The 23,219-nt window shown below is 70.5% G+C and carries 23 protein-coding genes; 8 read left to right on the top strand and 15 right to left on the bottom strand.

Annotation, left to right across the window (positions count from 1 at the left end; translation table 11 throughout):
* Positions 1–114 precede the first annotated feature (114 nt).
* Positions 115–774: an endonuclease NucS gene (nucS, locus tag ACTOQ3_RS32505; RefSeq protein ID WP_440087263.1), complete on the top strand. Its 660-nt coding sequence runs from the start codon at positions 115–117 to the stop codon at positions 772–774.
* Positions 775–876: 102 nt separating this feature from the next.
* Here nucS and ACTOQ3_RS32500 read toward each other — a convergent pair whose 3' ends face one another.
* The gene (locus ACTOQ3_RS32500) at positions 877–1,275 is read right to left on the bottom strand and encodes a glutaredoxin domain-containing protein (RefSeq protein ID WP_440087262.1); all 399 of its coding nucleotides are present in this window, start codon (positions 1,273–1,275) and stop codon (positions 877–879) included.
* Between the two features lie 350 nt (positions 1,276–1,625).
* On the opposite strand from ACTOQ3_RS32500, the gene ACTOQ3_RS32495 reads away from it, so the two are divergent.
* The 4 genes from ACTOQ3_RS32495 to ACTOQ3_RS32480 are packed head-to-tail and all read left to right on the top strand — an operon-like array spanning position 1,626 to position 5,298.
* Positions 1,626–2,468: an ABC transporter ATP-binding protein gene (locus ACTOQ3_RS32495; protein ID WP_440087261.1), complete on the top strand. Its 843-nt coding sequence runs from the start codon at positions 1,626–1,628 to the stop codon at positions 2,466–2,468.
* 47 nt (positions 2,469–2,515) lie between these two features.
* Entirely contained in the window at positions 2,516–3,358 is an 843-nt protein-coding gene (locus tag ACTOQ3_RS32490) for an ABC transporter permease (protein WP_440087260.1), read from the top strand.
* Positions 3,316–4,671, top strand: a complete 1,356-nt coding sequence (locus ACTOQ3_RS32485; protein WP_440087259.1) for a sensor histidine kinase — start codon at positions 3,316–3,318, stop codon at positions 4,669–4,671. Before ACTOQ3_RS32490 ends, ACTOQ3_RS32485 begins: the two co-directional genes overlap by 43 nt.
* 3 nt (positions 4,672–4,674) lie before the next feature.
* Positions 4,675–5,298, top strand: coding sequence for a response regulator (locus ACTOQ3_RS32480; protein ID WP_440087258.1), 624 nt, complete (start codon positions 4,675–4,677; stop codon positions 5,296–5,298).
* A gap of 42 nt (positions 5,299–5,340) precedes the next feature.
* On the opposite strand, the gene ACTOQ3_RS32475 is transcribed toward ACTOQ3_RS32480, so the two are convergent.
* Both ACTOQ3_RS32475 and ACTOQ3_RS32470 read right to left on the bottom strand, forming a co-directional pair.
* Positions 5,341–5,964, bottom strand: a complete 624-nt coding sequence (locus ACTOQ3_RS32475; protein WP_440087286.1) for a response regulator — start codon at positions 5,962–5,964, stop codon at positions 5,341–5,343.
* Positions 5,965–6,002: 38 nt separating this feature from the next.
* Positions 6,003–7,154, bottom strand: a complete 1,152-nt coding sequence (locus ACTOQ3_RS32470; protein ID WP_440087257.1) for a sensor histidine kinase — start codon at positions 7,152–7,154, stop codon at positions 6,003–6,005.
* Positions 7,155–7,278: 124 nt separating this feature from the next.
* Between ACTOQ3_RS32470 and ACTOQ3_RS32465 the strand changes: the two genes are divergently transcribed.
* On the top strand, positions 7,279–8,085 hold the full coding sequence (locus ACTOQ3_RS32465) for a lysostaphin resistance A-like protein (protein ID WP_440087255.1): 807 nt from the start codon (positions 7,279–7,281) through the stop codon (positions 8,083–8,085).
* A 334-nt stretch (positions 8,086–8,419) separates the two neighbouring features.
* Positions 8,420–9,001, top strand: coding sequence for a TetR/AcrR family transcriptional regulator (locus ACTOQ3_RS32460; protein ID WP_440087254.1), 582 nt, complete (start codon positions 8,420–8,422; stop codon positions 8,999–9,001).
* 91 nt (positions 9,002–9,092) lie between these two features.
* Here the strand turns inward: ACTOQ3_RS32460 and ACTOQ3_RS32455 are convergent, their stop codons facing one another.
* The 6 genes from ACTOQ3_RS32455 to ACTOQ3_RS32430 all read right to left on the bottom strand — a co-directional run bounded on the left by ACTOQ3_RS32455 (position 9,093) and on the right by ACTOQ3_RS32430 (position 16,729).
* On the bottom strand, positions 9,093–9,410 hold the full coding sequence (locus ACTOQ3_RS32455) for an STAS domain-containing protein (RefSeq protein WP_362679943.1): 318 nt from the start codon (positions 9,408–9,410) through the stop codon (positions 9,093–9,095).
* Between the two features lie 194 nt (positions 9,411–9,604).
* The gene (locus ACTOQ3_RS32450; protein WP_440087253.1) at positions 9,605–10,198 is read right to left on the bottom strand and encodes a response regulator; all 594 of its coding nucleotides are present in this window, start codon (positions 10,196–10,198) and stop codon (positions 9,605–9,607) included.
* Positions 10,199–10,265: 67 nt separating this feature from the next.
* Positions 10,266–11,396: a sensor histidine kinase gene (locus ACTOQ3_RS32445; protein WP_440087251.1), complete on the bottom strand. Its 1,131-nt coding sequence runs from the start codon at positions 11,394–11,396 to the stop codon at positions 10,266–10,268.
* 118 nt (positions 11,397–11,514) lie between these two features.
* Positions 11,515–12,312, bottom strand: coding sequence for an ABC transporter permease (locus ACTOQ3_RS32440; protein ID WP_440087250.1), 798 nt, complete (start codon positions 12,310–12,312; stop codon positions 11,515–11,517).
* Between the two features lie 2 nt (positions 12,313–12,314).
* Positions 12,315–13,457 (bottom strand): ABC transporter ATP-binding protein, encoded by a 1,143-nt coding sequence (locus ACTOQ3_RS32435; protein ID WP_440087249.1) that lies wholly within the window; start codon positions 13,455–13,457, stop codon positions 12,315–12,317.
* Between the two features lie 95 nt (positions 13,458–13,552).
* Positions 13,553–16,729 carry a S41 family peptidase gene (locus ACTOQ3_RS32430; RefSeq protein WP_440087248.1) on the bottom strand — a complete coding sequence of 1,059 codons (3,177 nt, stop codon included), beginning with the start codon at positions 16,727–16,729 and terminating at the stop codon, positions 13,553–13,555.
* Between the two features lie 65 nt (positions 16,730–16,794).
* Between ACTOQ3_RS32430 and ACTOQ3_RS32425 the strand changes: the two genes are divergently transcribed.
* Positions 16,795–17,385, top strand: coding sequence for a cob(I)yrinic acid a,c-diamide adenosyltransferase (locus ACTOQ3_RS32425; RefSeq protein WP_440087247.1), 591 nt, complete (start codon positions 16,795–16,797; stop codon positions 17,383–17,385).
* Between the two features lie 49 nt (positions 17,386–17,434).
* Here the strand turns inward: ACTOQ3_RS32425 and ACTOQ3_RS32420 are convergent, their stop codons facing one another.
* The 6 genes from ACTOQ3_RS32420 to ACTOQ3_RS32395 form a co-directional block, all read right to left on the bottom strand.
* Positions 17,435–17,845 carry a DUF2550 domain-containing protein gene (locus ACTOQ3_RS32420; RefSeq protein ID WP_344744681.1) on the bottom strand — a complete coding sequence of 137 codons (411 nt, stop codon included), beginning with the start codon at positions 17,843–17,845 and terminating at the stop codon, positions 17,435–17,437.
* Positions 17,846–17,889: 44 nt separating this feature from the next.
* Positions 17,890–18,297 carry a F0F1 ATP synthase subunit epsilon gene (locus ACTOQ3_RS32415; RefSeq protein WP_440087246.1) on the bottom strand — a complete coding sequence of 136 codons (408 nt, stop codon included), beginning with the start codon at positions 18,295–18,297 and terminating at the stop codon, positions 17,890–17,892.
* Positions 18,298–18,365: 68 nt separating this feature from the next.
* Positions 18,366–19,793: a F0F1 ATP synthase subunit beta gene (atpD, locus tag ACTOQ3_RS32410; protein WP_350973502.1), complete on the bottom strand. Its 1,428-nt coding sequence runs from the start codon at positions 19,791–19,793 to the stop codon at positions 18,366–18,368.
* 1 nt (position 19,794) lies between these two features.
* Positions 19,795–20,697: a F0F1 ATP synthase subunit gamma gene (locus ACTOQ3_RS32405; RefSeq protein WP_440087245.1), complete on the bottom strand. Its 903-nt coding sequence runs from the start codon at positions 20,695–20,697 to the stop codon at positions 19,795–19,797.
* A 3-nt stretch (positions 20,698–20,700) separates the two neighbouring features.
* Entirely contained in the window at positions 20,701–22,350 is a 1,650-nt protein-coding gene (gene atpA / locus ACTOQ3_RS32400; protein ID WP_440071834.1) for a F0F1 ATP synthase subunit alpha, read from the bottom strand.
* A gap of 23 nt (positions 22,351–22,373) precedes the next feature.
* Entirely contained in the window at positions 22,374–23,183 is an 810-nt protein-coding gene (locus tag ACTOQ3_RS32395; protein ID WP_440087244.1) for a F0F1 ATP synthase subunit delta, read from the bottom strand.
* Between the last annotated feature and the right edge of the window lie 36 nt (positions 23,184–23,219).

The following is a 23,219-nucleotide window of genomic DNA, read 5'->3' as shown; positions in this document are numbered from 1 at the left end:
CTCCCCGAGCCGTACGGCCGGGGAGTCCGTCTTCGTTCACCGGGCCGCCAGGTCATCAGGCCGCCCGGCCGGATCACGGGGATCCGGGCCTCGTCCGGCCGATAGGGTTCGGTCATGCGTCTGGTCATAGCGCGGTGCAGCGTGGATTACGTCGGGAAGCTCACCGCCCATCTCCCGATGGCGCCCCGGCTCATCCTCATCAAGGCCGACAGCAGCGTCTCCATCCACGCCGACGACCGGGCCTTCAAGCCGCTCAACTGGATGAACCCGCCGTGCAAGCTCCGCGAGGAGGAGGGCACCTGGACGGTGACCCACGGCAAGACCGGCGAGAAGCTCGTCCTCACCATGGAGGAGATCATCCACGACACCAGCCACGAGCTGGGCGTGGACCCGGGCCTGATCAAGGATGGCGTCGAGGCCCACCTGCAGGAGCTGCTCGCCGAGCACATCACCACCCTGGGCGCGGGCTGGACGCTCGTCCGCCGCGAGTACATGACGGCCATCGGCCCCGTCGACATCCTCTGCCGCGACCACACGGGCGCGTCCGTCGCCGTGGAGCTCAAGCGCCGCGCGGGCATCGACGCCGTGGAACAGCTCACCCGCTACCTGGAGCTGATGAACCGCGATCCCCTGCTCGCCCCGGTCGGCGGCGTCCTGGCCGCCCAGAGCATCGCGCCCCAGGCCAAGACCCTCGCCGAGGACCGCGGCATCCGCTGCGTCACCCTCGACTACGACGAGCTGCGCGGCATCGAGCGCAACGACACCCTGTTCTGAGTTCCGACGCCCGACGCACCGACGGCCGGTCTTCGGCGGGGATCTCCGCGATGCGATCCCGTGGGGATTCCCGCCCCGGGGCCGGGCGTCACGCCTGCTCCGTCAGTCACGCTCCCCGGCCGGCCTCCCGTCGCCGGGTGCCAGGTGCGGGGTGTGCGTCCTGACCGCTTCGAGCAGCCGGGCCTTCGACGGGTTCACCATCGCCTTTCCGGCCACGGTCACGGTCGGTACGGTCTCGTTCCCGTCCGCGACCGAGCGGACGAACGCCGCCGCCTCGGGATCTCTCCAGATGTTGACCTCGCTGTAGCGCAGCCGCGTGAAGCGCAGGCGCGTGCGCAACTTCATGCAGTACGTGCAACCGGGGCGCCAGTAGACGACCACGCCCCCGTGGTCCGCGTTCTCGTACGACGCCGTCCGGCCTCGGCGAGGCAGGTTCGTGACGACGAGCAACACGATGGCGAGAACGGCGAGAACAAGGAGCGCGAAGGACACCGGGGACATGGGGGAAGTATCTCAAGCCGCTCGTGACCTGACGGCATGGACCTCACCGACCTCGCCGGTCTCACCGCCCCGGCGCTTCGCGCGAACCAGGCTCAGGCCGTGTCTCCTCAGGGTCTCCTCAGGGTCTCCTCAGGGTCTCCTCAGGGCACCGCCCCGAACCCCGGGCGAAGGGCCTTTTCGGCCCCTCGCGCTCCCCGGTCGTTCTGTGGTCCCCCTGACGACGGTCCCCGTTACACCGGTTCCCCTGACAACCGAACCGGATGACGCGGCCCCGTGTCCTCCGTTCGGTGGACACGGGGTTCCATCGAACGTCGGTGCCGCACGGACCGTGCGAACGCGACGCTTGGGACATGCACACAGCGGTGAGAGTGAGAGGCCTGACCAAGCGCTACGGCGACGTCCAGGCCGTCGGGGGGATCGATCTCGACATCCACGCGGGCGAGGTGTTCGCGATCCTGGGCCCGAACGGGGCCGGGAAGTCCACCACGGTGGAGATCATGGAGGGACACCGCACCAGGGACGCCGGGGAGGTCAGCGTCCTGGGGGTGGACCCCGGCAGGCCCACCCGCGCGTGGCGTTCGCGGATCGGCGTCGTGCTGCAGACGGCCGACGACGCGGCCGAGGCGACCGTACGGGAGACCGTGCGGCATTTTGCCGGCTACTACCCGAGGGGCAAGGACCCGGACGAGGTGATCGAGCAGGTCGGGCTCACGGAGAAGGCGGACCAGCGCATCCGGAAGCTCTCGGGCGGCCAGCGGCGCCGGGTGGACGTCGCGCTGGGGGTGATCGGCGACCCGGAGCTGCTCTTCCTGGACGAGCCGACCACCGGGTTCGACCCGGAGGCCCGCAGGCGGTTCTGGGAGCTGATCGAGGGCCTGGCCCGCGACGGCACCACGATCGTGCTGACCACCCACTACCTGGACGAGGCCGAGGCACTGGCCGACCGGGTGGCCGTGGTCGCCGGGGGGCGGATCGTGGCCGAGGGCGAGCCCAAGACCCTGGGCGGCAGGGCCACCGCCAAGGCCCTGGTGAGCTGGTCCGACGCGGGTGAACGCCGCTCCCTGGAGACGGACACGCCGACCAGGACGGTCCTGGAGCTGACCGGCCGCTTCGACGGCGAGGTCCCCGAACTGGCCGTGACCCGTCCCACCCTGGAGGACGTCTACCTCCGCCTCATCGAGACCCCAGCCTGATCGTCTCCCGTACGAGCGCCGACCGATCCCCCGAGGTGATCAGCCATATGAGCCAGACCCTTGCCCGCCCTTCCGCCCCGGCCGTCCAGGCCGGGCAACCCTCCGTGATGCGACTGGGGCTGTCACGGATGGTCCTCGAGAACAGGATGTTCTTCCGCGAGCGGGACGCGGTGATCTTCACCTTCGCCCTCCCGATCGTCATGCTGGTGCTCTTCGGCTCGATCTTCTCCAGCGAGATGGAGGGAACCGGCCTGACCGTCTCCCAGCTCTACGTGGCCGGACTCATCGGGACCGCCGCGATGACGGGGTTCCAGAACCTCGGCATCAACGTCGCGATGGACCGTGACGACGGCACCCTCAAACGGCTGGCGAGCACCCCGCTGCCCCGTACCTCCTACTTCATCGGCAAGGCCCTCAACACCCTGTTCGTCTCCTTCCTGCAGGTCGTCATCCTGCTGGCCATCGGGGTCGCGCTGTTCGACCTGGACCTGCCGTCGGAGGCGTCCAGGTGGGTGACCTTCACCTGGGTGTTCGTGCTCGGTGTGGCCGGCTCGTCCCTGCTCGGGGTCGCGATCAGCAGCCTGCCCAGGTCGGCCAAGAGCGCCGGCGCGGTGATCGCGATGCCGTTCGTGGTGCTGCAGTTCATCTCCGGGGTGTTCATCCCCATCGGGCAGTTGCCGGCCTGGCTGGTGAACGTCGCCTCGATCTTCCCGCTCAAGTGGATGTGCCAGGGTTTCCGGTCGGTCTTCCTGGGTGACGCCGGTGCCACGCTCGAGGTCGCGAACTCGTACGAACTCGACCGGGTCGCCCTGGTTCTGGGAGCCTGGGCGATCGGAGGACTGCTGCTGTGCCTGATGACGTTCCGCTGGAAGAGCCGCCGAGACGGATGAGCCGCGACGGCCACACCGAGCCCCCCGTCCGGGGGGCCGGTGCCCACGCCTGGGAGTCGCTGTGGGGCTGGGAGATACTTCTGGTCCTCGGGCTCCTCCCGCCCATCTGGGGCGCGCTCGCCGCCGACGTGCCCGTGTCGGAGAAGGTGATCGTGGCGGGCTGCCTGGCCGCGATCCTGCCGCTCTACGTCCTGCTGGGCCGCCCGGCGATCGTCGGCGGTGACCGGGTGCGAGGGGCGATCTACATCGTCCTGCTGATCACGCTGTTCGTTCCCCCGGGGCTCACCGCGTCCTACGTGACGTTCGCCCTGTTCGGCCTGTGCCCGCAGTGCTTCATCGTCTTCCGCGTCAGGTGGGCGATCATCGCCATGATCGCGCTGAACCTCTCCCCGATGATCCGCTACCTGTTCCTGGAGGAGAATCCGGAGCCGTTCAACTTCCTGGTGGTCGCCATGACCACCATCTTCTTCTCCTCCACGTTCGGCATCTGGATCGAGCGGATCACCACGCAGAGCGGGGAGCGGGCCGCGCTCATCGAGGAGCTGGAGAGCAGCCGGGCCGAGATAGCCAGGCTCTCGGCCGAGCGCGGGGCACAGGCCGAGCGCGAGCGGCTCGCCGGGGAGATCCACGACACCCTGGCGCAGGGCTTCACCAGCATCATCATGCTGATCCAGGCGGCCGAGGCGCAGCCGGACCCGTCCCGTCACCTGGCGCTGGCCGTCCAGACGGCACGGGAGAACCTGACCGAGGCCCGTCTGCTGGTCACCACGCTGAGCCCGGCCCCTTTGAACGACTCGACCCTGGACGAGGCGCTGCGGCGGCTGACGAACCGGCTCGGCGAGGAGACGGACCTGTCCGGCGGGTTCGAGGTGCACGGGGAGCCCCGGCCGCTGAGCGCGCCCGTCGAGGTGGTGCTCGTCCGCGCCGCCCAGGAGGGCCTGGCCAACGTGCGCAGGCACGCGGCCGCGGAGTCCGTCGCGGTCTCGATCGCCTACCGCGACGGCTCCGTGCGGCTGGAGGTACGCGACGACGGACGCGGTTTCGAGCCGCTCGGCGGCCAGGGGTACGGCCTGCGGGGCATGCGCGCCCGCGTGGAGCAGGTCGGCGGGACCCTCACGGTGACGGGACTCCCCGGCGGGGGGACGGCACTCGAAGTGGTCGTCCCCACCGGCCGGCCCGCCCTCCCCGCCGACGGCGACCTCCCGGAGCCGACCGGCGCCCCCACCGATCCGCCCGCCCTCCCCGCCGACGATCCTCCGGACCTGCCCGGCGCCGCCGGCGGCCGGGCCGGCCAGCCCGCCCAGAGGGTGTGACACATGCTTCGCGTGATGATCGTCGACGATCACCCGGTGGTCCGCGAGGGCCTTCGGGGCATGCTGGAGGCCGACCCCGGGATCACGGTGGTGGGTGAGGCGGCGTCCGGGGACGAGGCCGTCGTACGGGCCGGGGAGCTCGCACCGGACGTGATCCTGATGGACCTGCGCATGCCGGACGGGGACGGGGTGAGCGCCACCTCGCGCATCCTCACCGGGCGGCCGGAGAGCCGGGTGGTCGTGCTGACCACCTACGAGACCGACGCCGACATCGTGCGGGCGGTCGAGGCCGGTGCGGCGGGGTATCTGCTGAAGGACACCTCCAGGGCCGACCTGCTGGCCGCGATCCGCTCGGCGGCGCGCGGGGAGACCGTGCTGTCGCCGTCGGTGGCGACCAGGCTGGTCACCCGGATGCGGGCTCCGGTGGCCGAGTCGCTGTCGCCACGCGAGACGGAGGTGCTCTCCCTGGTCGCCGGGGGGCTGACCAACGCGGAGATCGGCAGGGCCCTCTTCATCAGCGAGACCACGGTGAAGACCCATCTGCTGCGCGTCTTCGGAAAGCTCGGCGTCTCCGACCGCACCGCCGCCGTGACCACGGCCCTGGACCGGGGCCTGCTCACCCGCTAGCGCGGTGACCGCGTACGTTTCATCGGATGCGCCGGCGCGAGGTCACTCCTTGAGGTGCAGGGCGAGCTGGATCCGGTCGCGGAGGCCCAGCTTGCGCAGCACGCTGGAGACGTGGTTCTTGACCGTGCCCTCGGTGATGAACAGCCGGGCCGCGATCTCCCGGTTGGCGGCCCCCTGTGCGACCATCCTGGCCACCTCGACCTCGCGGGCGGAGAGCAGGTCCTGCCCGCGGAAGCGGGTGGAGAGCAGGTCCTCCGCCCGCGATCCGCCGCCCGCCGCGGGCGCGTGCCGGAGCTCGGCGACCAGCCTGGCGGCCACCGGGGCGCCGAGCACCGTCTCCCCCCGGCCCACCCGGTGGACTGCCGAGACCAGCTCCTCGGGTGAGCAGTCCTTGAGCAGGTAGCCCAGGGCGCCGCCGCGCAGCGCGCCGAAGATGTAGTCGTCCTCGTCGAAGGTGCTGAGCACGATCGCGGCCACCCTCGGGTGCTCCGCGGCGAGCCGGACGATCAGCTCGACCCCGTCCATCCCGGGCATCCGCGCGTCCACGAGAGCCACGTCCGGGTCGGTCTCCGCCACCACCCGCAGCGCCTCCTGGCCGTCGGCCGCCTCCCCCACCACCTCGATCCCGGGCTCGACCTCCAGCAGCTTGCGCAGCCCCCGGCGCATCAGCGCCTGGTCGTCGACCAGGATGATCCTGATCGAGCTCACGATCGCCTCCCCACTCCGGCCGGAGCGACCGGTAGCTCGGCCCGTAACGCGAACCCGCCCTCCGGGGCGTTGCCGCCGGTCAGCGTACCTCCGAGGGCCCGGGCCCGCTCGGTCAGCGCCGTCAGCCCGAAACCCCGCCGGGAGCGCTCGCCGGTGCCCTTGCCGTCGTCGGCGACCACGAGCACGGTCCGCGCCTCACCGAAGACGAGCCTGACGCTCACGTGCAGCGCCTCGGCGTGCCTGAGCGCGTTGGTCAGCCCCTCCTGCAGCACCCGGTACAGCACCAGCTCGGCGTCGGCGTCCAGCCGGTGCTCGGTGCCCTCCACCTCGAAGGTGACCGTGATGCCCGTGCCGTCGAACGAGGCGGCCAGCCGTTCCAGCGCCGCGCTGCCCACCCGGCCGTCCAGCCCGAGCGGGCGCAGCGCGCGCACCCATCGCCGGGCGTCGGCCAGCGCCTCGACGGTCAGCTCCTTGGCCTGGCGCACCTCGTCCCAGGCGGCGTCCGGGCGGCGCTCGCGGAAACGTTCGGCGTTCTCCAGATCCATCTTGATCACGGTCAGGTGGTGCCCGATCGAGTCGTGCATCTCCGCGGCCATCCTCGCCCGTTCCTCCGCGACCGCGAGCTCCCTGATCCGCCCCAGCAGGCGCCGCGTCTCCTCACGGCTGCGGCGCGCCTCCAGGGTGGACGAGGCCATCCCCAGCACGAACGCGGAGAACATCGCCATCTCCCCGACCTGGGCCAGCCCGTCGAGGACGGACTTGCCGAAGAGCAGCGGGACGGCCGCGAACAGGAACACCGCCAGAGACGTCAGGATGACCGACGCGGCGCGCATGCCGTACAGGAAGGCGAGGTTGGCGACGGCGATGAGGGGGAGCAGCGTGTGGGTGCCCCTGGAACCGGTGGCCCCCAGCAGCAGGGTGGCCACCAGGAACATCGGGGCCACGAAGCGGCGGCCTCGCGACAGGTCCCACGGCAACACCAGCCACAGGCCCGCGACCAGCGCGAGGTTCAGCCCGGTCAGCACGCGGGCGAGCGGGCCGCTGGGAGAGAGGACGTGGACGACGGCGGTGGCGACGAGCACGCCCCAGAACAGAACGCTGAACAGGAACGGCCGGTCGGCGTCGCGTAACCAGTCCAAACGCAGCATGCCACGACCTTAGGCCGCCGGACTCCCGATGGTGATCCCCCCACAGTCACCATGACGATGGTCATGGTCGTTTCTATCCGCCGCTCGATGTGCCGCGCGGCGCCCGTTTCTAATCTTGCCGTCCATGAAAGCCACTCGCCCCGTCTGGGCCGTGCTGATAACCATGGCCGCCATGTTCGTCCAGATCCTGGTCGGAACGTTGCCCGTCGTGTTGCTGATGGACCAGGGGAATCCGCTCTACAGACCGTTGGGCGTGCTCGGCACCACGGTCGCGTCGATCGCCCTGGTGTACGCGATCCGCCGTTGCCTGGGCCGCCAGAGCTGGTCGGGGGTGCGGCTGACGTGGTCCTGGTCCGCCGTGTGGCATGTGCCGGTCGGCCTGCTCGTCGGCGCTGTGCCGGTGGTCGCCGGGAACGCGCTCTCGGTGGCCCTGGGCGTGGCCACCTGGACCTCGTGGGAGCAGGGGGCGGCGCCCGCACTGCCCTACCTGGCGCTCGCGATCGCGATCATCGTGCTCGGCCAGGCGTTCCCCGAGGAGTTGCTCTGGCGGGGGCACCTGTTCGACACACTCTCGGACCGCCTGTCACCGCGCATGGTCCTGTTCGTCGTGTCGGCGGTCTTCGGCGTCATGCACATCGTCTCCCAGAGCCCGGCCGACGACCTCGCCGAGAAACTGCTCTACGTCGTGCTCGCGACCGCCCTGGGCTTCGCCTGCACGGCGGCGCGGGTGCGCAGCGGCGCGGTCTGGATGGCGGTCGGCGTGCACACCGGCTTCCACGTCGGCAACCTGCTGACGCCCACCAAGGATCTCCGCTACGACGTGCAGCTCATCCTGCTGACCTGCGCTCTCTTCCTGGCCGGGCTGGCCGTCCTGCCCCGGTCGGGCAGGAGCCCGCGCCCCGCCGACGCGGAGCTCCACTCCCGCCGGTGACGACCGTCCGGCCTCTGCGCCGCCCGCCGGGGACGAGCGGAGCCGAGAATGAGCGGGGGCCGGTGACCGGCGACCGTGTTTTTCCCGCTCCGGCCGGAATGGAGCGCACCTCGTTCGCGCGAACGGCAGGACCTTGACCGACTACTCAGACTTGTCACCTTCTTGCACCGGGGATGTAAGTAATAACACAACAACCCTTCCACAAAAAGGATCTTGCACCCATAATGGTTGATTCCGGGGGCCAGAACCATGAGGTGGAAGTGATAAAGCGAGTATCTGTCAACCCCGCGCTGACCTGCGGGAGCTTGACATGAATGGACGGTCCTACCGGGGAATGTCTGCGGAGGAGCGGCTGGCGGAACGCCGGGAGCGCCTCGTCTCCGCGGCGTACACCCTTTACGCCGACCCCGGATTCCCGGAAACGACGATCGAGAGATTGTGCGCCGCGGCACGCATCTCCAACCGCGCCTTCTATGAGTGTTTCTCGGGTCGCGACGAGCTGATGCAGACCGTGTACGACCGATGCGTGCGCGAGACGCTGGAGGAAATGTCGAAAGCCATCGACCAGGCCCCCGACACCCTGGCCTCCCGGGTCAAGACAGGGGTCACCAGTTACATCAACTTCGTCACCGGCGACAGGCGCCGCGCGCGGATCATGCATCTGGAGGTGCGCCGGGCGGGCGACTGCCTCACCACCTCCAGGCAGTCGGCCGTCGCGGCCTTCATCAAGACGATCGAGTCGAACGTCGCCGACCTGCCGGAGGCCACGAAGGCCAACCAGCGCCTCCTCGCGCTGGGCATGATCGGAGCGGTCCAGGAGCTGCTCATCGAGTGGGTCCTGGCCGACGACCCGCCTCCGGTCGGCAAGCTGATCGACACCGCCACGCACATCTTCCACAGGTCCTTCGTGACCTGACGCCCGCGGGAGACGAGAACGGGTCCGCCGGGCCCGTCCTCCGACATGTTCCGGCGCCGCCGTCGCCCCCGAGCTTCGGCGGCCGTCCGGATCAGGCCACCGCGGCCACGGGGAGTTCGACGGTGAGGACCCGGTTGAGCCGGGTCACCGCCAGCACCCGCATGACCCTCGGCGGCACCCCCCTCAGAATGAGACGGCGTTCCGCGCCCACAGCGCGGCGATGCGTGCCCACCAGCACCCCGAGACCGGTGGCATCGATCATTTCCAGCCTGGAAAGATCTACGATCAGGTCGCCGTGCCCGGAGTCGACCGCCTCGTGCAGCCGCGGGCGCACTCGGGCGACGGTTCCCACGTCGAGACGATTCCCGACGCCGACCACTTGAGCCCGGGGGTTACCAGGGACGCGCATGCCTCCTCCTCACGCCTGGCCGCCAAGGAGCGGCGGCCCGGCACAACGGCGGTGCGTCGCCATGGTCATCCGATCACGCACCGCGTCCATACGATGTCGCAGCGTACAAGAAGGTGCGAACCTCCCTTGCTCCCGATGCCGGCCATCTGACGAACATGTGGGTTCCTTGCCCGAATCAAGTGAGAAAACGCTGTTTAAAGCCAACCTTTTTGTTGAGCCGACCGGATCGCGGTGATCCGGTTGGTCGCGCCCAGTTTGGTGATGGCGCTGGACAGGTAGTTGCGGACGGTGCCCTGGGTGAGGTGGAGCGCGGCGGCGATCTCGGCGACCGAGGCCCCCTGAGCGGCCAGTTCCAGGGCACCGCGCTCGCGTTCGGTGAGGGGGCTCTCCCCCGCCATCATCGCCGAGGCGGCCATCTCCGGGTCGAGGTAGCGCCCGCCCGCGTGGACCTTGCGGATCGCCGTCGCCAGCTCGTCGGCGGAGGCGTCCTTGGGGATGAAGCCGCGCACCCCGGCCGCGAGTGCCCGCCTCAGGTGTCCCGGCCGCCCGAAGCTGGTCAGTATCAGCACCGCGCGGCCCGGCAGCTTCTCGGCGACGCTCAGCCCGTCCATCCCCGGCATCTCGATGTCCAGCACGACCACGTCGGGCCGGTGCTCCAGCACGGCCGCCGCCACCAGGTCCCCCCTGGCCACCTCGGCCACCACCTCGACGTCCGGCTCCAGGTCGAGCAGGGTGGCGATCGCCTTCCTGACCAGGTGCTCGTCGTCGGCCAGCAGTACCCGGATCACCGTGCCACCCCCGCCGGACCGCTCGCCCCGGCCGGAGGGCCCGGCAGCGCGGTCATCGTCTGGACCATCATCCTCCCCCAAGCGGAACCGTCGCCCGCAGCCTGAACTCCCCGGGGCCTCCGGGACCCGCCGTGACGGTTCCGCCGATGGCGGCGACCCGCTCCGACAGCCCGACGAGGCCGGTACCGCCTCGGCCCTCCACCCCTTCCACCCCGTCGTTCGTCATCGTCAGCACGACGCTTCCGTCGCGGACGGTCATCACGGTGCGACACTCGGTCGCGGAGCTGTGCCGCAGCACGTTGGTGGTGCCCTCCCTGACCACCCAGGCCAGCAGGGTGGCCACCCCCTCGGGTACCTGGTCGCGCGGCATCCGCAGCGTGCAGCGGATGCCGCCCGCCTCCAGCACCGCGGTCATCGCGCGCAGCTCTGCGGCGAGGTCGACCGTGCGGTAGCCGCGCACCGCCGTGCGGATCTCCTTGAGTGTCTGCCGCGCCAGGATCCGTACCTCGTCCATCTCCCCCGCCGCCCGCGCGGCGTCCACCCCCGACAACTTGGCGGCCACCTCGCTCTTGACGGCGATCGCGGAGAGGCTGTGGCCGACCAGGTCGTGCAGGTCGCGGGAGAAGCGCAGCCGCTCCTCGGTGACGGCCAGCCGGGCCTGCGCCTCCTTGCCCTCCTCCGCGGCTCTCACCACCTGCCAGAACCGGAGCTGGAGCCGGTTGGCCCACGGTGCCGTCGCGGCCACCCCGAGGTAGGCGCCGAGGGCGGGAAAGACTCCCTCCCGGTGCGGCGACAGGAACATGTCGGTGAGCCCGGGACCGGGATCGACGCTCGGAGCCGCGAGAAGCAGGCCGACGGCGATCGCCGCGGCGGTGGCGGCGATCGCGGCGGACCTGCCCAGCAGCAGTACGGCACCCGACGCCCAGGCCGGGCCGAGCAGTCCCCAGGACCAGGGGTGGCCGTCCTGGGTCAGCAGGAGGATCACCGCGACCATGGCCGAGGCGGCGATCTCGCCTCTCGCGCCGGTCCCGGCCACGGCCGCCTGGAGGATTCGCACGTACAGAACGCTGAAGACCAGCAGGCCCGGCACCCCGACTGCCAGCAGCGAGAGCCGGGACTGCCCGTCCGGGTCCCCCAGCGTGCTGAGAGGGCCGACCCAGGCCAGAACGAGGCCCAGGGTCAGGGAGAGCACGGTCATCCGGCGGAGCCCCTGGATGGGGGACCGCTGCCTCCTCCGGGAAAGCACGGAGGGGATGAGGCGCACGAGGCGTCTCATCCCTTTTTCAGCACTGTCGACTGACATTTCGTGATGAAGGCTAACCGTGCCGGGGTTCCCAGCGGAACAGCCATCGGGCCAGCAGTCCGGCCGCCGCGATCCAGACCAGCAGGATCGCGAAGGAGGGCAGCGCGGCCGCCCACTGTCCGCCCATGCTCAGCGCCGCCCCGCCCCCGTGGATGTGATCCCCGCCCAGGAAGGCGGTGCGCGCGATCTCCACGACCGGAGTCGCGGGGAGCAGGGCCGAGATCTCGCTCAGCCCGCCCGGCAGCGTGTCGCTGGGGAACGCGATCGGGGCGCCGACCAGCACGAACAGGAGCACCGGGAGCACCGTGATCTGGGCGAGCTCGGCGTTGGGCGTGAGGCCGGAGAAGGCGGCGGCGAGCAGGCCGAACAGCGCGACTCCCAGGACGGCGACGGTCACGAGCATCGGCACGTTGGCCACCGTGACCCCCTCGGACCGCCACATCCAGACGGCCAGGAGCGCCACCTGGGCGAGATAGAGCGCGAGCGCCCCGAGGGCACTGCCGGCGAGAATCGCCGGGCCCGACGGCTGGCCCGCCCGCAGCCGCTTGAGCACCAGTTCCTCGCGCCGGGCGGTGAAGGAGTTCACCAGGTTGACGAAGACCGCGAACACCAGCAACAACCCCGGCAACCCGGCCAGCACGAAAAGCTTCCCGGCCACGCCGTCGATCTTCTCGGCTCCGACGGCCTGGGTGTACAGCCAGGCCATCAGGAGCGGCAGCAGGAGCACGTTGAACAGGACCGTGGTGTTCCTGCCCACCAGGGTCAGGTCGATTTTCGCGAGCCTCATCGCGTGCAGTACGTCGGTTCCCATGATCATTCGCCCCTTCTCGCCGGTCCTGCCGCCACCGCTCCGTCGCGGGCCCCCCGGATCGCCCCGGCCGCTCCGGCCCCTTCCCCCTCCGACGTCTCCCCGGCCACGCGCATGAAGGCGTCCTCCAGGGTCCCCCGGCGGACGGCCAGCCGCTCCAGGGTCTCGCCGCGCGTGTCGGCCCAGGCCAGAAGCTGCCGCACCGCCGTGTGCGCGCGGGCCTCGACCCGTGCTCCGGTCAGGGTGTAGGTGACCCCCGTGTCGCCCGTGTCGCCGCCGTAGGTCAGCACGGGGGCCACGCCGTCCAGCGCGGGAAGATCGCCGAAGGCCCAGGAGATGCCGGGGAGGCGGAAGGAGATCCGGTCGCCCGACCCGGCCACCACCTCCTCGACGGTGCCCTGAAGGTGGATCCGGCCCTCGTGCATGATGGCCAGCCGGTTGGCGAGGCGCTCGGCCTCTTCCAGGTAGTGGGTGGTGAGCAGCACCGTGGTGCCGCCCGCCCGCAGGTCCTCGATCACCTTCCAGGTGGCGCGGCGCGCCTCGGGGTCCATGCCGGTGGTCGGCTCGTCCAGGAAGAGCACCTCCGGCCGGGAGATCACCGCCAGCGTGAGGTCGAGCCTGCGCCGCTGGCCACCGGAGAGCTGCCGCACCCTGGTCCTGGCCTTCCTGCCCAGCCCCGCCGTCTCCAGGGCGTCCATGGTCCGCGGATCCGTGCCCCTGCGCCGGCCGAGGAAGGAGGACGCCCCGGAGGGACGGGCGGGGGTGTCCCCGCGGCCCGCGTCCCGGCTCAGCCCCTCCCACAGGCCGACGGTCTCGGCGACCGTGAGGTCACCGAGGAAACCCCCTTCCTGCAGCATGATCCCCACGCGGGGCCGCAGCCGTCGCCGCTGCCCGACCGGGTCGAGTCCGAGCACGCGGACGCTGCCGCCGGTGGGGGCCCGGAAGCCCTCCAGGACCTCCACGGTGGTGGTCTTGCCGGCGCCGTTCGTGCCGAGCAGGGCGAACAGCTCGCCTCTCGGGACCGTGAAGGAGACGCCGCGCACCGCCTCGAAGTCGCCGTACGCCTGCCGGAGCCCGCCGACCTCGATCACGTTGTCGAGGCCGGCGGCCGCGGCGCCGGCCGGATCCGTCACCTGTGGTGTTCTCATGGGGACAATCGTCGTCGCCCCGCGTTTGACCAGGTAGTCGCCGATATCACCGGAAAGGTAGTGATCTTTAATGTGTTCCGGATGACAAATGTCAACTACGGGCGGGGCGGCAGCGCGGGGCGCCGGCGGGAGGGCCGGGTGGCGGGGTCGGGCGGAGTCGCCGCCGGGCGCTCGGCCAGCGCGGCCAGCGCGAGCCGTACCGCCTCCTCGATCTGCGGGTCCCTGTCCTCCGCCCAGTCACCGGGGGCGATGTCGACCTCGACGTCCGGATCGACGCCGTAGTTCTCCACGCCCCAGCCCAGCTCCTCGAACCAGAAGGAGTACTTGGGCACGGTGATGCGCGAGCCGTCGACCAGGCGGTGGGCGTCCTCGATGCCGATGACGCCTCCCCAGGTCCGGGTGCCCACCACGGGACCGAGCTTGTGGATCTTGAAGGCCGCGGTGACGATGTCGCCGTCGGATCCGGCGTTCTGGTCGGTGATCGCGACCAGCGGGCCCCGCGGCGCGTCCTCGGGGTAGGTGATCGGCGTCATGCCCCGGGGCAGGTCCCAGGCGATGACCCGGCGGATCAGCTTCTCGATGACCAGCTCGGAGGTGTGGCCGCCCCGGTTCCCCCGCACGTCCACCACCAGCCCCTCGAAGGTCATCTCCCTGCGCAGGTCACGGTGGAACTGTGCCCAGCCCTCGGCCACCATGTCCGGGATGTGCAGGTAGCCGAGACGTCCGCCGCCGAACTCCCTGACGCGCGCCCGGTTTCCGGCCACCCAGTGCTGGTAGCGCAGGCGCCGGTCGTCGCGGAGCGGCGTGACGACCACCCGCCGGCCACCGTCCAGGGTGAGCTCGACCGGCTTGTCGGCGGCGCCGACCAGCAACCGCGCGGGCCCCTCGGGCGGCACCGGACGGCCGTCGACCGCGAGCAGCGCCTCCCCCGGCTGCACGCTCGCCCCCGGCCCGGCCAGCGGCGAGCGGGCGTGCACGTCGGAGGACTCGGCGGGCAGCACCCGGTCCACCCGCCAGCGGCCGTCGTCGCCCCTGGAGAGGTCGGCGCCGAGCAGCCCGATCGGCTCGGAGGCCGGGTGGCCCCAGGGAGCGGCGTCGACGTAGGCGTGCGAGCTGCCCAGCTCGCCCGCGACCTCCCAGAGCAGGTCGGCGAAGTCGTCGGCGGTGGCGACCCGGTCCACCAGCGGCCGGTACTCCTCCAGCACGGCCTCCCACTCGACGTCGGCCATGTCCTCGACCCAGAAGTCGGCGCGCATCCGGCGGCCCAGCTGGGCGTAGGCGTGCCGCCGCAGCGCCCGGGGGTCGGCGGTGATCCGGATCCTGGACAGGTCGACGGTCGTGTCGTCGCCGTTCTTGCCCCCCTGTTTGCCCCCGGCCGGGCGGACCGTGAGCGTGTTCTTGTCGCTGACGACGAGCTGCGTGCCGTCACCGCTCACCCGGTACCAGTCGAGTTTTTCGACCACTTCCTCCCACTTGCGCTTGACCAGGTCGTAGCGGTCCAGCGCCGGACGGGGCGCCTCGCCCCCCACCTCGTCCCTGTCCTCGCCGAGCTCCCCGGCCAGCGGCTCCCGCAGCCAGACGAACCCGCCCTTGACCGCCCGCAGGTCCGAGTAGCGGCCCTCGGGCACCGGCACCTGCACGACCCTGGTGGCGATGCCGTCCAGGTCCACGGCGATCGCGCCGTCGTCCTTCTTGCCGTCGTCGTCGCCGGATCCCGGGCCCGAGTCGGCGGCCCGCCCCGCGGAGCTGGGCGCGAACGGGGACGGCGTGGACGCGGACAGCGGCACCAGGTAGGGCCGGTAGCCGAAGGGGAAGGACATGTCGAAGGAGTGCGCGTCGTAGACCGGGTCGAAGCCGCGTCGCGACAGGAACGCCAGATAGTCCCCCGCGAACGCGGGTGAGATGTCCACGAACCGGCCGTCGGTGACGTCGGTCACGCTCCGGTCCGCCACCCTGGCCAGCCTGATCCTGCGCAGCTGCGGGCCGTCCGGGTGCGACCAGGCCAGCCAGGCCGAGTCGGACGACCAGGTGAGACCGTTGATCTCCCCGTCGGCCCTGGACAGCTCCACGGCCTCGCCCGAGGCCACGTCGACCAGGAGCAGCCGCCCGTTCCTGCTGGTCACCGCGATCGTGTTCCCGTCGGGCGCGACGGCGAGGTCCCCGACCTCGCCCAGCGCGCCCACGGCGATCCTGCGGCTCTCCCCGCCCCCCGACGGGGCGATCTCCAGTCCCTGCGTCTCGCCGTCGTCGAAGACCCACACCACGCGGTCGTCACCGAGGATGCGGGGCCGTCCCGCCGACAGACCGTCGCTGAGCTGCCGCGCCGGGCCGTCCCGGTGGGTCACCCAGTGCACCGATCCCTGGACCTCCACCGCGCTGGCCCGCCCGGTCGCGTCCACGGCCAGGTCGTGCAGCCGCCTGCTCGCGTTGACCTGGTACGGCTGCCGCCCGCGCAGCGGGGAGCCCAGGGTGACGTCGAGCTTGCGGGCCTCGGCGTCGAGACCGTCCAGGAGATAGAGGTCTCCGGCGTTCTGGTAGACGATCCGGGTCCCGTCGGTGGTGGCGTGCCGGGCGTAGAAGACGTCGTGATCGGTGTGGCGGCGCAGGCCGGTGCCGTCCGGCTCGCAGGAGTAGAGGTTGCCGACGCCCTCGTGGTCGGAGACGAAGACGAGCCGCCCCCCGACGAGCATCGGGTTGGCGAGGTGGCCGTTGAGGTCGGCCAGGATCCGGGTGAAGTCACCCTCACCGCGCCGCACCCACAGCCGGCCCGCCGTGCCGCCCCGGTAGCGCTTCCAGGTCGCCGGATCGCGGGGAAGTCCCCCGGTGAGCAGCGCCACTGTGTCTTCCGGGTCCCCCGTGATCGACAGGTCGTTGACCGGGCCGTACGGCAACCGCTCGACGCGTCCCTCCCCGAGCACGTAGGCCCAGGTCTGCGAGACGAACGGCCGGCCGGTCGCGCTGATCGCGAGAATCTCGCCGTCCGGCGTCCAGCCGCGGGTACGGGTCCGCGCGTCTCCCCAGTAGGTCAGCCGTTCCGCCGAACCGGATTCCAGATCCGCCAGGTGGACCTCGGGAGCGCCGTCGCGGACGCTGGTCCAGGCGACCTTGGTGCCGTCGGGTGAGAGGCGGGGATGACCCGCGGGGGCCCGGTCCGAGGAGAGGCGCCACGCCCGGCCGCCGTCCGCCGGGGCCGCCCAGACGTCGTCGTCGGCGACGAAGGTCAACGTCTCGCGGGAGATGTGGGGGAATCGCAGGTAGAAACCAGAAACCATCAACAAATCATATTGTCCACTATCGGGTTGATCGGGAGAGTTTTTTGGCCGATACGCTGAGCCACATGACGCGAGCTGACAGAGACAAACCGGTGGTGCTCTCGAAGATCTACACCCGTACCGGGGACGACGGCACGACCGCGCTCGGCGACATGAGCCGCACCCGCAAGACCGATCCGCGCCTGGCCGCCTACGCGGACGTCGAGGAGGCCAACGCGGCGATCGGCGTGGCCCTCGCCACGGGGGCCCTGGAGGCGGACGTCACCGCCGTCCTCGGCCGGATCCAGAACGAGCTGTTCGACGTCGGGGCCGACCTGTGCGCCCCGCTCGTGGAGAACCCCGAATTCCCGCCGCTGCGGGTCGAGCCCTCCTACGTCGACTGGCTGGAGGCCCGGTGCGACGAGTTCAACGAGCGCCTCACGCCGCTGCGCAGCTTCATCCTGCCCGGCGGAACCCCGGCCGTGGCCGCGCTCCACGTCGCCAGGACCGTGGTCCGGCGGGCCGAGCGGACCGTCTGGTCGGCGCTGGAGGCCCACGACGACGTCAACCCGCTGACCGCGAGATATCTCAACCGGCTGAGCGACCTGATGTTCATCCTCTGCCGGGTGGCCGCGGACGGCGACGAGATCCTCTGGAAGCCCGGCGGCACCCGCTGAGGAAAAGGCCCCGGATACCCGGCGCACCCGCCGAGAAGGTGAGGAGGGCTCAGGCGACGTCGAGGTAGGCGCTGGGCGGGGCGGACTCCAGCCAGGCGACGAAACCGGTCAGGGCGCGGTATCCCATGGCGAGCTCGAAGGCGTCCTGCCCGTTGCGGCACTCGATCGCCGTCACACCCTCGATGAACCCGAAGAACTCACCGGACCCGACCCTGCGACGCCCGGAAACGACAAGGCCGCGCCTCACGATGACGTGGCGCGGCCTTGGAAGCAGACCTATGAGCGGGATCCAGTTGAGGTGGCCGTCGGCGTAGCGGGCCACCCCCACCCGCCAGCCTCGCTCCTTCGACAGGGAGCGCAGGCAACAGAGCACCGATCCCCGGGAGCGGGTCAGTATCAGAACCCGGAGTCCCAGGAGGGCGACGAGCAGCCCCAGCACGATGAGAACATCCACCACCATGTCTGCTCGCCCCCCAAAAGCGCGTACAGCCTAAGAAGCAGAATTTATCCGACTTCTTCCCCGGCCGCGCGCAACCGGGCCCTGGCACGCTTGGCCTCCGCGACCGCGTCCGCGTTCTCCTGGTCGGACTCGACCGAGGCCTGAGCCCGCTCCAGCGCGCTCTTCGCACGGGCGACGTCGACCTCGGAGCCCAGCTCGGCCAGCTCGGCCAGAATGGACACCTCGTCGTCGGCCACCGAGAGGAATCCTCCGTGGACGGCGGCGACGAGGTCGGCTTCGCCGTCGCCTCGCTTGATCTTCAGCAGACCGCCCTCGACGAGAACGCCGAGCACGGGTGCGTGCTTAGGCATGATACCGATCTCGCCGTCGACGGTCTTGGCAATCACCATGTCGGCCTCACCGGACCAGATCTCACGCTCCGGGGAGACGACGCCTACTCGCAGCTTCGCCACTTTCTCTCCAGTTCCTTATCGAACCAGGCGCCGGTACGGCCGCGTGACCGTACCGGCGCCGAAGGCGACTAGCGGGCGAGTTCCTTGGCCTTGGCCACGGCCTGGTCGATGCCGCCGACCATGAAGAACGCCTGCTCGGGCAGGTGGTCGTAGTCGCCGGCGCACAGGCCCTTGAACGAGGCGATGGTCTCGTCCAGCGGGACGTTCTCACCGGGCTGGCCGGTGAACGCCTCGGCGGCGTACATCGGGTGGGACAGGAAGCGCTCGATGCGACGGGCCCGGTTGACGGTGACCTTGTCCTCTTCCGAGAGCTCGTCGATACCGAGGATCGCGATGATGTCCTGCAGCTCCTTGTACTTCTGCAGGATCCGCTTGGTCTCCTGGGCCACGCGGTAGTGCTCCTCGCCCACGATCAGCGGGTCGAGGATCCGCGAGGTGGAGTCGAGCGGGTCCACCGCGGGGTAGATGCCCTTCTCCGAGATCGGCCGCGAGAGAACGGTCTGCGCGTCGAGGTGCGCGAACGCGTTGTGCGGGGCCGGGTCGGTGATGTCGTCCGCGGGGACGTAGATCGCCTGCATGGAGGTGATCGAGTGACCGCGGGTCGAGGTGATGCGCTCCTGGAGGACACCCATCTCGTCGGCCAGGGTCGGCTGGTAACCCACCGCGGACGGCATGCGGCCGAGCAGGGTGGACACCTCGGAACCGGCCTGGGTGAACCGGAAGATGTTGTCGATGAACAGCAGCACGTCCTGCTTCTGGACGTCACGGAAGTACTCCGCCATGGTCAGGGCGGAGAGCGCGACGCGCAGACGGGTACCCGGGGGCTCGTCCATCTGGCCGAAGACGAGGGCGGTGTCCTTGAGGACGTTCGCCTCCTCCATCTCCAGCCAGAGGTCGTTGCCCTCACGGGTGCGCTCGCCGACGCCGGCGAACACCGAGGTGCCACCGAAGTTACGGGCGACCCGGCGGATCATCTCCTGGATCAGAACGGTCTTGCCCACGCCCGCGCCGCCGAACAGGCCGATCTTGCCGCCCTGCACGTACGGGGTGAGCAGGTCGATGACCTTGATGCCGGTGGTCAGCATCTCGGTGCGCGACTCGAGGGTGTCGAAGGCGGGCGACGGGCGGTGGATGCCCCAGCGCTCGTTGATCTGGAGCGAGGAGGTCTCGACGTCCAGCGACTCGCCGAGGGTGCTCCACACGTGGCCCTTGACGACGTCGCCGACGGGGACCGAGATGGCCGCGCCGGTGTCGGTCACCGGGGCGCCACGGGTGAGGCCGTCGGTGGGCTGCATGGAGATCGCGCGGACGAGGTTGTCACCCAGGTGCTGGGCGACCTCCAGGGTGAGGACCTTGGCCTCACCCTGCAGCTCGACGTCCACCTTGAGGGCGTTGTAGATCTCGGGCATCGCCTCGACGGGGAACTCCACGTCGACGACGGGACCGGTGACCCGCGCGACGCGGCCCACGCCGGTCTCAACAGTCTGTGCAGTCATTTCACTCTTTCCCCGCTGCGGAGTCGGCCAGCGCGTTCGCGCCACCGACGATCTCGCTGATTTCCTGGGTGATCTCGGCCTGGCGGACCTGGTTCATCTGCTGGGTGAACACGCGGATGAGCTCGTTGGCGTTGTCGGTGGCCGACTTCATGGCCCGGCGGCGCGCGGCTTCCTCCGAGGCCGCCGACTGGAGCAGCGCGGTGAAGATGCGCGACTCCACGTAACGCGGCAGCAGCGTGTCGAGGACCTCGCCCGCGGTGGGCTCGAACTCGAAGTACGGCAGCGGCGTGTCGGACGGGTCCTCCGCGGTCTCCTCGACCTCGAGCGGAAGGATCCGCTTGACCACGACCTCCTGCGTCAGCATCGAGACGAACTCGGTGGAGACGATGTGGATCTCGTCCACCCCGTCCTCGGCCGAGAAGGCCTCGATCAGCGTGCCGGCGACCTCCTTGGCGTCGGAGTAGGCGGGCTTACGGGAGAACCCCGTCCACTGCCCGCCCATCTCACGGTTACGGAAGGCATGCCAGCCGACGCCCTTGCGGCCCGTCACGAAGGGCACGGGCTCGACGCCCCTGTCCCTGAGCAGGTTGCCGAGCGCCTCCGCCTCACGCAGGATGTTGGCGTTGAAGCCGCCGCAGAAACCGCTGTCGCTGGTGACGATCAGGACGGCGGCCCTGGTGGGCTGCTCCTTGGCCACCGTCAGCGGATGGTCGGTGGTGGAGGTGTTGCTGACCACGCCCGTGACGGCGCGGGTGATCTCGCGCTCGTACGGCACGGCGGCCTGCATCCGCTGCTGAGCCTTGACGATGCGGGACGAGGCGATGAGCTCCTGGGCGCGGGTGATCTTCGCCGTGGACTTGACCGACTTGATCCGCCGCCGCAGCAGTCTTAGCTGGGCACCCATCGGCTACTTCTTCTCTGCCGTGCGGACTCGCTTCGTGATCTTCTCCTGGCCGACCTCGCCCTCGCCGAGCGCGGCGACCGGCTCGTCGTTGACCAGGTACTCACCGGAGGAGGTCTCGAAGCTCTTCTTGAACTCGGTGATGGCGTCCTTGAGAGCGGTCATCGTGTCGTCGGGCAGGTCGCGGGTCTCGCGGATGCCGTCGAAGATGCCCTTGTTCTCGCGGCCCAGGTAGTCGAGGAACTCCGTCTCGAAGCGGCGGATGTCCTCGACCGGGACGTCGTCGAGCTCACCGGTCGTGCCGGCCCAGACCGAGACGACCTGCTTCTCGACCGGGAACGGGCTGTACTGGGCCTGCTTGAGCAGCTCGACCAGGCGCTGGCCGCGCTCCAGCTGGGCGCGGGAGGCCGCGTCCAGGTCGGAGGCGAAGGAGGCGAACGCCTCCAGGTCACGGAACTGCGACAGCGACAGGCGCAGCGTGCCGGCGACCTTCTTCATCGCCTTGATCTGCGCGGAGCCGCCGACTCGGGAGACGGAGACACCGACGTTGATGGCCGGACGCACACCCGCGTTGAACAGGTCGGTCTCGAGGAAGCACTGGCCGTCGGTGATGGAGATGACGTTGGTGGGGATGAACGCCGAGACGTCGTTGCCCTTCGTCTCGATGATCGGCAGACCGGTCATCGAGCCGGAACCCATGTCCTTGGACAGCTTCGCGCAACGCTCAAGGAGGCGGGAGTGCAAGTAGAAGACGTCGCCGGGGAACGCCTCGCGGCCCGGCGGGCGGCGCAGCAGCAGGGAGACGGCGCGGTAGGCGTCGGCCTGCTTGGTCAGGTCGTCGAAGACGATGAGGACGTGCTTGCCCTGGTACATCCAGTGCTGGCCGATGGCCGAACCGGTGTAGGGCGCGAGGTACTTGTAACCGGCCGGGTCGGACGCCGGAGCGGCGACGATGGTGGTGTACTCCATCGCGCCCGCCTCCTCGAGGCGGCCCTTGACCTGGGCGATCGTGGAGCCCTTCTGGCCGACCGCGACGTAGACGCAGAGAACCTGCTTGTCGGGGTCGCCGGAGAGCCAGTTCTCCCGCTGGTTGAGGATGGTGTCCACGGCGACGGCGGTCTTGCCCGTGCCACGGTCACCGATGATCAGCTGGCGCTGGCCGCGGCCGATCGGCGTCATGGCGTCGACCGCCTTGAGACCGGTCTGCAGCGGCTCCTTCACCGGCTGGCGCTGGACCACCGAGGGGGCCTGGAGTTCGAGGGCGCGCAGGCTCTCGGACTCGATGGGGCCCTTGCCGTCCAGGGGAACGCCCAGCGGGTCGACCACTCGGCCGAGGAAGCCGTCGCCGACCGGCACGGACAGGACCTCGCCCGTCCGGCGGACCGACTGGCCCTCCTCGATCTTGCTGAAGTCGCCCAGAACAACGACACCGATCTCCCGGACGTCCAGGTTCAGTGCCAGGCCACGCGTGCCGTCCTCGAACTCAAGCAGCTCGTTCGCCATCGCCGAGGGAAGGCCGGAGACATGGGCGATACCGTCGCCGCAGTCGACGACGGTCCCGATCTCCTCGCGCGCGGCACCTTCCGGCTCGTACGCCTGGACGAAGCGCTCAAGTGCGTCCCGGATCTCGTCCGGCCGGATCGTAAGCTCCGCCATCTCTCTTCAGTCTCCCTATTCGCCTAGCCGGCCAACCGGCGGCGGACTTCTTCGATTCGTCCCGCGATGGTGGTGTCGATGAGATCGTCCCCGATGCGAACCGAGAACCCTCCCAGCACCCGCGGATCCACCTCGACGTTCAGATGAACGTCGCGGCCGTACGAGGTGCGCAGCCACGTGGCGAGACGCTGCTTCTGCCCCTCTGAAAGCACGACGGCGCTGCGCACCACCGCGACGAGGCGCTGCCGCTGGGCGGCGACCAGCTTGCCGAACTCCTCAAGCCCACCGTCCAGGCTACGTCCTCTCGGATGCAGCACGAGCTGGGTGACCAGCCGCAGGGTGGTGGGGGCGACCTTCGCGGCCAGGAGGGAGCCCAGAAGCTCCCGCTTGGCGGACTCGGGGGCCGCCGGCGCCGTCAGGGTCCGGTGAAGCTCCAGGTTCGAGGCGGCGATGCGCCCGAACCGGAACAGCTCGTCCTCGACGTCGTCGAGCCTGCCCTGCGCCTCCGCCTCGGCCGAGGCCGCGATGACGCCGAGCCGCTCCAGGGAGTCGGCCAGGTCACGCGAACGCGCCCACCTGGCGGACACGGCCGCGGCGACCGTCTCCAGGGCGGCGTCGCTGATCTTGCCCTCCAGCAGCACCCGGACGATCTGCGCCTTCTGGGCCGCGGGACCGGCCGGGTCGGAGAGGTTGCGGCGGAGCCCGTGTTCGCGGTCGAACAGGGCGGCGACCGAGAAAAGCTCGTCGGCCAGCGTGCCGAGGTCCGCGCTTCCCGCGACGGCGTTGAAGCGCTCTTCGACCTCGGCCAGCGAGGCCCTGCTCAGGCCCCTCATCAGCCGCTCACCGACACTCGCGCGTCACGCCTGGTT

Source organism: Streptosporangium sp. LJ11 (genome assembly GCF_051918945.1).
In the GTDB taxonomy this organism is placed as follows: Bacteria; Actinomycetota; Actinomycetes; order Streptosporangiales; family Streptosporangiaceae; genus Streptosporangium.
The sequence above is the reverse complement of the archived record's forward strand: the minus strand, read 5'-3'. Positions and strand labels throughout refer to the sequence as shown.